We start from the raw sequence: 8,138 nt of genomic DNA, 5'->3' as shown, positions 1-8,138 counted from the left end.
GACATCAAAATGCGGCCGGAGCGGCACAACAATGTGAAGGTGCTGCTGCTGATGGATGTGGGCGGCACCATGGACGAGCACATCACACGGGTGGAAGAGATGTTCTCTGCCGTCAAAACCGAATTCAAGCAACTGGATTTTTATTACTTTCACAACTGCGTTTATGACTTCATGTGGAAGAACAACAAACGCCGTTACGCAGAGAAGTTCCCGACCTGGGACATCCTGCGCAAATACAACAAGGACTACAAGCTGATTTTCATCGGGGACGCCACCATGAGCCCTTATGAAATTTTGCAAAAAGGCGGCAGCGTCGAATACAACAACGAAGAAGCCGGTGCGGAATGGTTGCAGCGCCTGACGCACACCTTCCCAAAATTTGCCTGGATCAATCCCGAGCCTCAAGGTGTCTGGCAGTACCGCCAAAGCATCTCGATCGTGCAGCAACTCATGAGCAACCGCATGTACCCGCTGACGCTCAAAGGACTGGAAGATGCCATGCGATTGCTCAGCAAATAAAGCCTGACTGACGCCCAAACCAAGCCCGATATCCAAAGGGCCATGGAGGGAACAAGTCCGATTCTGTGGCCTGTAAAATGCCCTCACTGCCACCGTAGTTCAATGGACAGAACTCTCCCCTCCTAAGGGAGTGATACAGGTTCGATTCCTGTCGGGGGCACCAGCCGATCATTACCCAACGTCTCAAGATGCCTCAAAACCCGCATGCCACAAGCCATCTCGTAAAGTAGCATCACATACCGTTAACTTTTACGGCATCCAGCAGCGGCATCTCTAAACACCCCAAAACCATATACCTGTAAAAATAGGGATGAAGATCGAAATAGCGCCGAACGACACTGGCGTAAGAATTTGAAGTTCACCGGCAAGCCCACTAAACACACAGGCGGGCAAACCCTCATCCTTAGGCCCAATTAAAACCAATACACCCCAGGGCGCCAAAGTCAATGTGAAAGCTATCACCTAAAGCTGCAGGAATAGGACGCGTAAAAGCACCCGCCAAGATCAACTCACCGGCTTGCAAGTGTTCACCGCTTTCAGCCAGTTTGTTCGCCAACCAAACCACGGCATTGACAGGATGATTCATGACGGCTGCAGAGACGCCCGTATCTTCAATGGCGCCATTTTTGTACACAATGGCGCCCACGCGGCTGATGTCGAATGCATCGGGACGCATGGGGCGGCCGCCGATCACTATGCCTGCACAACCCGCGAAGTCTGCCGCTTGATCGATGACACTGCGCGCAACTTTTGTTAGCGGGTCAATCAACTCCATCCGGGAATCAATGATTTCTATGGCTGGGGTAACGTAAGCGATGGCATCCAAGGCATCGAACAAAGTGATGTTGGGTCCTTTTAATGGTTTATGAAGCACAAAGGCAAGTTCGGATTCAATGCGCGGGCCAATGAACCGATGGGTGGGCAATTCGGCGCCATCAGAAAAGAACATGTCATCCATGAGTGGCGCATGCGTGGGCTCAGTGGCCTTGAAGGTTTGCTGAAGTGCCTTGGAAGTCAGTCCAATTTTTCGCCCCTTCACTGAATGGCCTTGGTTCAATTCAAGCTGCAACCAGGCGTTCTGGATGGCATACGCCGAAGCCAAGGTCGCTTCAGGGTGCGCTTTGGAAAGCTGACGCAATTGCGTTCTGGTTGCGCGGGCTGTTTGAAGTTGTTGCGCCAGATCGTGGATGAGGGATGGATTCAACATTTGGAATTGATGTTTCTTTAGGCTTTGAGTGACCTGAATTTTTGAATCTGAGCAGGCAATTTTCGAAGCAAGGGGTAGACGAGAACAAGCAAAGCCAAGGTCAGCATCGTTCCCGAAATGGGCCTTTCCATGATCTCTTCCAAGTTACCTTGTGTGAGGTAAAGGGATTGCAACAAGGAGCGCTCCAGGATGGGCCCCAGTGCAAGCGCCATCAAAAGAATCACCGGCTCAAATTTGAGCTGTCGCAATACATACCCGGCTACGCCACTGATCAGTAGCACCCATAAGTCCAGAATGCTGTTAGAAATGGCGTAAGTCCCCACCACGCACAGCAAAGCGACCAAGCTTGAAATCAAATACATGGGTAGCCGCAACAAAGCGACAAAAACACCAATCATGGGTAGGTTCAGCAACAACAGCATGATGTTGCCAACGTACATGCTTGAGGTGACACCCCAGAAAATCTCAGGGCTTTCGACCATCAGCATCGGGCCTGTTTTGGCGCCATGAATCAACAAGGCCGTGAGCAACATGGCTGAAGCGGGCGCAAAGGGGATGCCCAAGGCCAACAATGGAATGAACGCACCTTGCGCAGCCCCGTTGTTGGCGCTCTCCGGACCTGCAACACCCTCAATAGCGCCGTGTCCGAACTCTTCGGGATGCTTGGATAATTTTCTTTCAAGAGCATAAGAGCTGAAGGTCGCGATGATGGCCGTTGGACCTGGAATAAGTCCAAACAAAAATCCCAATACGGAGCCCCGAACAATAGGCCATTGCGCGCGATTCCACTCCAGCTTGGTGGGCAGTAATTCTTTGAACTTGACCTTCAGTGGCTTTTCGGCATTTAACTTGTCGTGAGCAGAAGACAGCAGTTCTGAAATGCCAAAAAGACCAATCGCAATCGGTACCAATTCAAGGCCCTGTGCCAGTTCAAGCGATCCAAAGGTAAAGCGCGAAACACCCGACATCGGTTCCATGCCCACGGTGCTCAAGCCCAGGCCCAGGGCGACCATGACAGCGGCGCGAACCAGTGACGAGCCTGTGATTCGGGACAGTACCAAAAGCCCAAGAATGCAGAGCGCAAAGAACTCGGGGGGGCCAAAGCGCAGGGCCGATGAGGCCAGCACGGGTGCCAAGAATGCCAAGCCCAAAATGCCGATGGATCCGGCAACAAAAGAGCCTACCGCCGCGACAAACAAGGCTGCTCCGGCGCGACCCTTTCGCGCCATTTCATAGCCTTCAATGGTAGTGATGACAGAGGAGACTTCGCCAGGCACCTTGAGCAAGATTGATGTCGTCGAACCTCCATACATGGAGCCATAGTAAATACCTGCCAGCATGATTAATGCGCCTGCAGGCGTCATGCTGTAAGTGACGGGCAGCAGAAGTGCCATGGCACCAATGGGGCCGATCCCTGGCAGAACCCCAACGACGGTTCCAATCAGCACGCCCACAAAACAAGCGAGCAGATTCTGACCTTGCAGCGCAATAGAAAAACCAAAGGCCAGTCCTTCAAAGGCATTCATATCAGTTGAACCAAGTTGGGTTGGGCATGTTGACGCTCAAGCCGAGCGTGAATACCCCATAGGAAATTACTGTGGCCAATGCTGCAGTGAGCAGGCGACGCCACAAATTGGGCATGTCGAAAATTGTCAAAGCGCTCAGCAAAAGCAAAAAAGCAGCGATAAAAAAGCCAGCCCGCGGGAGCAGAAAGATGTACAAGGCAATGGCGGCGACCAATAAAATGATGTCACGCGGCGAGCGATATTCTGTGGCTTCTTCAGCCTGGACTTTGGGCAACATTTGAATCAAAAGTGTCGCTGCGGAAAAGAACATCAGCGCACCGGTCATCATGGGAAACAAACCCGGCCCGGGTTCGGCCGCATTCAATCCCAGCCCTCCTGCCAGGCGAGGCGCCAGATACATCTGGCCCCCGCCTAAAAGGACGAAGAACAGCGTACACATCAGACCCGATAGGCGCGAATTCATTTTTTGCCCATGCCCAGTTCGTTGACCAACTGGCCGTTTTCACGGTAAGCAGCCCAAAGTTCTTTGCGCAATGTTTCTGGGTCTTTGATTTCCAGGTTGTAGCCGCGCTCTTTGGCCTGTGCGCTGAAAGAGGGGCTTTCCATCGCATCTTTTGCGGCCTTGAACAGTTTTGCTTTGACGTCTGCAGGCATGCCCTTGGGCGCCACAATCGGATAGTAGACCCCCATGGCAACGTCGTAGCCTAGCTCACGCATGGTCGGCGCATCAGGGAAGTTGGGGTTGCGTTGATCCTCAAAGACTGCCAAAACGGTGACCGTTTTGGCCTTGACGTGGGGAAGCAACTCTGAAGGATGAGCGACCACGGCTTCAATGTGTCCTCCCAGCATGGAGGGGATCGATTCCGCACCGCTGGCATAAGGCACGTGACCCAATTTGATTTTTGCTTTGGTGTTCACGCTGGCCACAATCAAATGGCCAATGGAGCCATTGCCAGGGGTGCCGACACGGAGTTTTCCTGGATTGGTACGGGCAAATTCCAAAGCCTGCTTGCCACTTTTGAGGTTGGAGTTGGACAGCACGGCCAACACCATCGGCAAATTGGATGCTTTGATGATGGGTTCGTAGTCATCTGGGGTGTTGTAGGGCAAGTCCTGGCGGTGCGGCTGAACCGTCAATGTGGCAGCGGCGCTTAAAACAATGTTGTAACCATCGGCCGGCATGCGCAGAACTTCAGCGGTGCCGATGGTGCCTTGGCCTCCAGGTCGGTTGGTGACTGTCACAGACTGACCTAACGTTGATTTCATTGACTCTGCGAGCATGCGGGCAATGATGTCCGCGCCACCACCGGCTGGGTAGGGAACGACCAGTGTGATTGGTTTGTTGGGGAAAGACTGTGCAAGTGCTGTCGAGCCCCAATGACCAGCCATCGAGATGGCGGCCAAACCTAAAAGCATGATTCTTTTCTTCATGATGTCTCCAAGTGGTGTTGAAATTTCAGACTTACTTACCGGTGATCAGTCCGCTCAGGCGAGCGAGTTCATGGGCGCGATCGAGCTCAGTGGCAATGAAAGTTGCCGTTTGTGCAGAGCCGAGATAGGCCGGGTCGATGCCCATTTTTTGATTCATGGCGGGCGTTGCATCCACCAAGGCGGCCAAGCAAGCTTCGCTCAAGCGTTGCAATGTCGCCGTGGGAGTGTTCGCAGGCGCCATCAGCGCATTCCATGATTGAAAGCAGAGATTGCAGCCTTGTTCAATCAGGGTCGGAACTTGAGGCAATTGACTCAGCCGGGTCTGAGCAAACACGCCGATGATCCTCGCGCCTTCGCTGGCCAACGCAATAGCGGTTGGAAGTTGTTCGGCAATCAGTTCGGCTTCACCCTCTTTAAGGGCCTTGATGGCGGCAGCGGCACCGGCCATGGGCTTGTGCGTCATTTCTACGCCCATGACTTGAGCGAACGCAGCCATTCCAATATGTGGAAGGCCACCGACGCCCGGTGTTGAATAAGAAATGGACCCGGGCGCATGAAGGGCCGCGGCCACGACCTGTTCCATGTTGTTGAAACCACTCTTGCCCGATGCCATCAAGACGCTGGGCGTCGATGTAACGCGGCAGACCGGGACAAATGAATGCAGGGCGCTGTAGCCAACCGCATTGAGTTGTGGCTGGTAAACGAGCGGGCCTTGAGAAGCAAACAACAGCGTGAGCCCGTCGGGTTTGGCCTTGGCAACTTCGAGCGTGCCGTGGGCGCCAGTTCCTCCCGGGTGGTTCACCAAATGAACAGCTTGTCCCAACCGCTGACTCAGACCCTCTATGAACAACGACAAAATGAGATCAATGCCGCCTGGTGGAAAAGGAACCACGATGGTGATTGCAGATGCGTCCGAAGTGGATTCGGTGGAGGATGAGGATGTCGATGGGGACACAGTCAATCTTTCTGAAAGGGTTTAAGGGGCCAGCGCTTGTCGCGCCGTGGTGGTCGGTTTTGCTTTTTCGCGAATCGAAGTGATAGACCCGCCTGGACTGATCTGTTCGGGGTCCGTGCGGACATGCAGCAGGGTGGGGCCGTCTGCTTTAAATCCAACCAAGATGGCCGCCACCAACTCTTCAGCACTGTGAACCGCTTGCGCATGGGCGCCGTAGGCACGGCCTAGCGCCACAAAGTCTGGGTTGTCCAAGGCGGTGCCGTAGACCCTTTCAGGGAACCACTTTTCTTGATGCATCCGAATCGTGCCGTACATCTGGTTATCAAAAACCACGGTGACGATGGGGAGTTTTAATTTCACCGCGGTGGCCATTTCATGGGAGCTCATCATGAAACAACCATCACCAGCCAGGCACAGCACGGGCCGCTGAGGATGCGCAAGTTGGCCGCCAATGGCCGCTGGCAGGCCGTACCCCATGGCGCCACTGGTGGGTGCCAGTTGGCTGCCAAAGGTTTTGTAGCGATGAAAGCGATGAGCCCAAGCGGTGTAATTACCGGCCCCATTGGTGATGATCACGTCATCAGGAAGATCTTTGCTCAAGACTTTCCATATCGCACCCATGTCCACCATGCCTTGATCGGTTGATGCAGGGTGCTGTGTCGAAAGCTTGGGTGTGCTGAAAGACTCGAAGCCTTGGCGCAAGACCTGCACCCATGGCTTCCAACGGGTTTTTAAATTCGGGGGCAAGGGCAGTTGTGCAAGCGCATGCGCGAGTTCAGGCATGGTGGACAGCATGGCCAGGTCTGGCCGGTACACGCGCCCAAGCTCCCTCGCGCAAGGCATGGCATGCACCAACAGTTGCTGCGGTTGCGGCGAATCAATCAGGGTGTAGCCAAAGCTGGGCACTTCTCCCATGCGCGCGCCCAGCAACACAAGAAGATCAGAGGTTTTGACCGCATTGTGCAAAGCGGGGTCGGCCCCCAGTCCCAATACGCCGACATATTGCTCATCGCTGTTGTCAAAGAGGTCTTGCCTGCGAAACGAGCAAACAACGGGCAATCCTGCTTGCCGCAAAAATGCGCCCATGTCTTCAACGGCTTTTGAGTTCCAGCCGCTACCTCCCAAAATCACCAAGGGTCTTTGTGCCTGTCCGAGCAGGGCCAGCAGTTTTCCCAAGTCTTGGGCACTGGGCGCGACTTGGGGCGGATTGGCCGGTTTGGCGATTCGCACCGTTTCACCGACTTCACCGCTCAAGACATTTTCGGGCAGCGCCAGGACAACAGGACCCCGGCGGCCAGACAAAGCTTCATGAAAGGCTCGGTTGACCATTTCAGGCACCCGCGCTGGATCGGAAATTTCGGCCACCCACTTCGCCACGGGCTGAAACATCTGACGGTAGTCGACCTCTTGAAAGGCTTCGCGCCCCATGAAGTCAAGGCCCACTTGGCCCACAAAAAGAATCAAGGGCGTCGAGTCTTGATGGGCCGTGTGCAAACCGATAGAGGCCTGCGTTGCGCCGGGTGCGCGGGTGACAAAGCAAATGCCAGGACGTCCAGTCGCTTTGGCATGCGCTTCAGCCATGAATGTGGCGGAGCCTTCATGCCGGCATACAACCAACTTAATTTGATCTCGGTAGTCATACAGGGCATCCATCGCTGCCAAGTAGCTTTCTCCAGGAACACAAAAAACCGTGTCAACGCCTTGCGCAGCCAATGCGTCAATCAACAATGTGGCGCCTGTTATTTCAGATGGGTGGTTCATGTCTTGCTTATTTTTTAAGAAGAAGGTGCTGAGGACGTTGGACATTTTTTTAGCAACTTCCGCACTGTTTGAAACTGTCCGCGATGGTTCGTTGCCCGAACTTCAATCGTTTCCTCCAGCGTGCAAAGTGTTTTGATGTCTGCCACTTGAACTGAACGATCGGCTTGAAAAGATGCCTCCAGCGTATTCACGCCGTGAGTAGCCAGTGCCTGTCGGTATTTGCCAAACAGTTGGATCTTCTCTTGGTCCAGGATGTCCAGTCGACGAGGGCTCTCACCCAGCACATGCAATTGCTTGCGCAGATTACCTAGCTGCATGACATAGCTCGCTGCTTGGCTGTCAAATCGACTTTGCATGGTTTGCCTCATTTGGGCATCACTGCCTCGAAGCAACAGGTTTCTCCAGTCCTGCGCATGGCGACGCATGGTGACTAGGGCCTCGCGTGCGGTCATTTCGGACTGGATCATGGCTTCGAGTAGGTCCAAAGCAGGCGCTGTGGCGGCGCATTCAGCCTTGGTCACTAAAGGCGGCATCGCCATCGATAGCACCAGCCAAAAGTGCTTTGTACGATGGTCGAAAGAGCCCGAACGCGTTGTCATGCGATGCCTACCGGTTCGGCCAAGTCTGCACGGATGGTGCCAGGTCGCGACAACAGCAATGCATGCATTTGGGCACGCACATCCTGCCATTCAGCATCCTCAAAATGATTGATCATTTGACCGGGGTCTTGCTTCAGGTC

General features: G+C 54.1%; 8 protein-coding genes, 1 tRNA gene and 1 pseudogene. 3 read left to right on the top strand and 7 right to left on the bottom strand.

What is annotated here, in order from left to right:
- Positions 1-519, top strand: a pseudogene (locus ACIQ3A_RS12380) (hypothetical protein); the annotation flags it as partial.
- Between the two features lie 88 nt (positions 520-607).
- Positions 608-682, top strand: a tRNA-Arg gene (locus tag ACIQ3A_RS12375).
- A 240-nt stretch (positions 683-922) separates the two neighbouring features.
- Here the strand turns inward: ACIQ3A_RS12375 and ACIQ3A_RS12370 are convergent.
- The 5 genes from ACIQ3A_RS12370 to ACIQ3A_RS12350 are packed head-to-tail and all read right to left on the bottom strand — an operon-like array spanning position 923 to position 5,485.
- The gene (locus ACIQ3A_RS12370; RefSeq protein ID WP_396432038.1) at positions 923-1,726 is read right to left on the bottom strand and encodes a 2-oxo-hepta-3-ene-1,7-dioic acid hydratase; all 804 of its coding nucleotides are present in this window, start codon (positions 1,724-1,726) and stop codon (positions 923-925) included.
- Between the two features lie 17 nt (positions 1,727-1,743).
- Positions 1,744-3,252: a tripartite tricarboxylate transporter permease gene (locus ACIQ3A_RS12365; RefSeq protein ID WP_396432037.1), complete on the bottom strand. Its 1,509-nt coding sequence runs from the start codon at positions 3,250-3,252 to the stop codon at positions 1,744-1,746.
- A gap of 1 nt (position 3,253) precedes the next feature.
- Complete coding sequence (locus ACIQ3A_RS12360; RefSeq protein WP_396432036.1) at positions 3,254-3,715, bottom strand: tripartite tricarboxylate transporter TctB family protein; 462 nt, start codon at positions 3,713-3,715, stop codon at positions 3,254-3,256.
- Entirely contained in the window at positions 3,712-4,683 is a 972-nt protein-coding gene (locus ACIQ3A_RS12355) for a Bug family tripartite tricarboxylate transporter substrate binding protein (protein ID WP_396432034.1), read from the bottom strand. The genes ACIQ3A_RS12360 and ACIQ3A_RS12355 overlap by 4 nt, the downstream gene beginning before the upstream one ends.
- Positions 4,684-4,714: 31 nt before the next feature.
- Positions 4,715-5,485 (bottom strand): tripartite tricarboxylate transporter substrate binding protein, encoded by a 771-nt coding sequence (locus tag ACIQ3A_RS12350; RefSeq protein ID WP_396432039.1) that lies wholly within the window; start codon positions 5,483-5,485, stop codon positions 4,715-4,717.
- A gap of 40 nt (positions 5,486-5,525) precedes the next feature.
- Here ACIQ3A_RS12350 and ACIQ3A_RS12345 point away from each other — a divergent pair, with 40 nt between their 5' ends.
- Positions 5,526-5,663 carry a hypothetical protein gene (locus tag ACIQ3A_RS12345; RefSeq protein ID WP_396432040.1) on the top strand — a complete coding sequence of 46 codons (138 nt, stop codon included), beginning with the start codon at positions 5,526-5,528 and terminating at the stop codon, positions 5,661-5,663.
- Here ACIQ3A_RS12345 and ACIQ3A_RS12340 read toward each other — a convergent pair.
- Both ACIQ3A_RS12340 and ACIQ3A_RS12335 read right to left on the bottom strand, forming a co-directional pair.
- Positions 5,660-7,399, bottom strand: a complete 1,740-nt coding sequence (locus tag ACIQ3A_RS12340; protein ID WP_396432033.1) for a thiamine pyrophosphate-binding protein — start codon at positions 7,397-7,399, stop codon at positions 5,660-5,662. The genes ACIQ3A_RS12345 and ACIQ3A_RS12340 overlap by 4 nt on opposite strands.
- A gap of 14 nt (positions 7,400-7,413) precedes the next feature.
- The gene (locus tag ACIQ3A_RS12335; RefSeq protein ID WP_396432032.1) at positions 7,414-7,998 is read right to left on the bottom strand and encodes a hypothetical protein; all 585 of its coding nucleotides are present in this window, start codon (positions 7,996-7,998) and stop codon (positions 7,414-7,416) included.
- Positions 7,999-8,138: the final 140 nt, after the last annotated feature.

The organism is Limnohabitans sp. (assembly GCF_044361985.1).
GTDB lineage: Bacteria > Pseudomonadota > Gammaproteobacteria > Burkholderiales > Burkholderiaceae_C > Limnohabitans_A.
The sequence above is the reverse complement of the archived record's forward strand: the minus strand, read 5'-3'. Positions and strand labels throughout refer to the sequence as shown.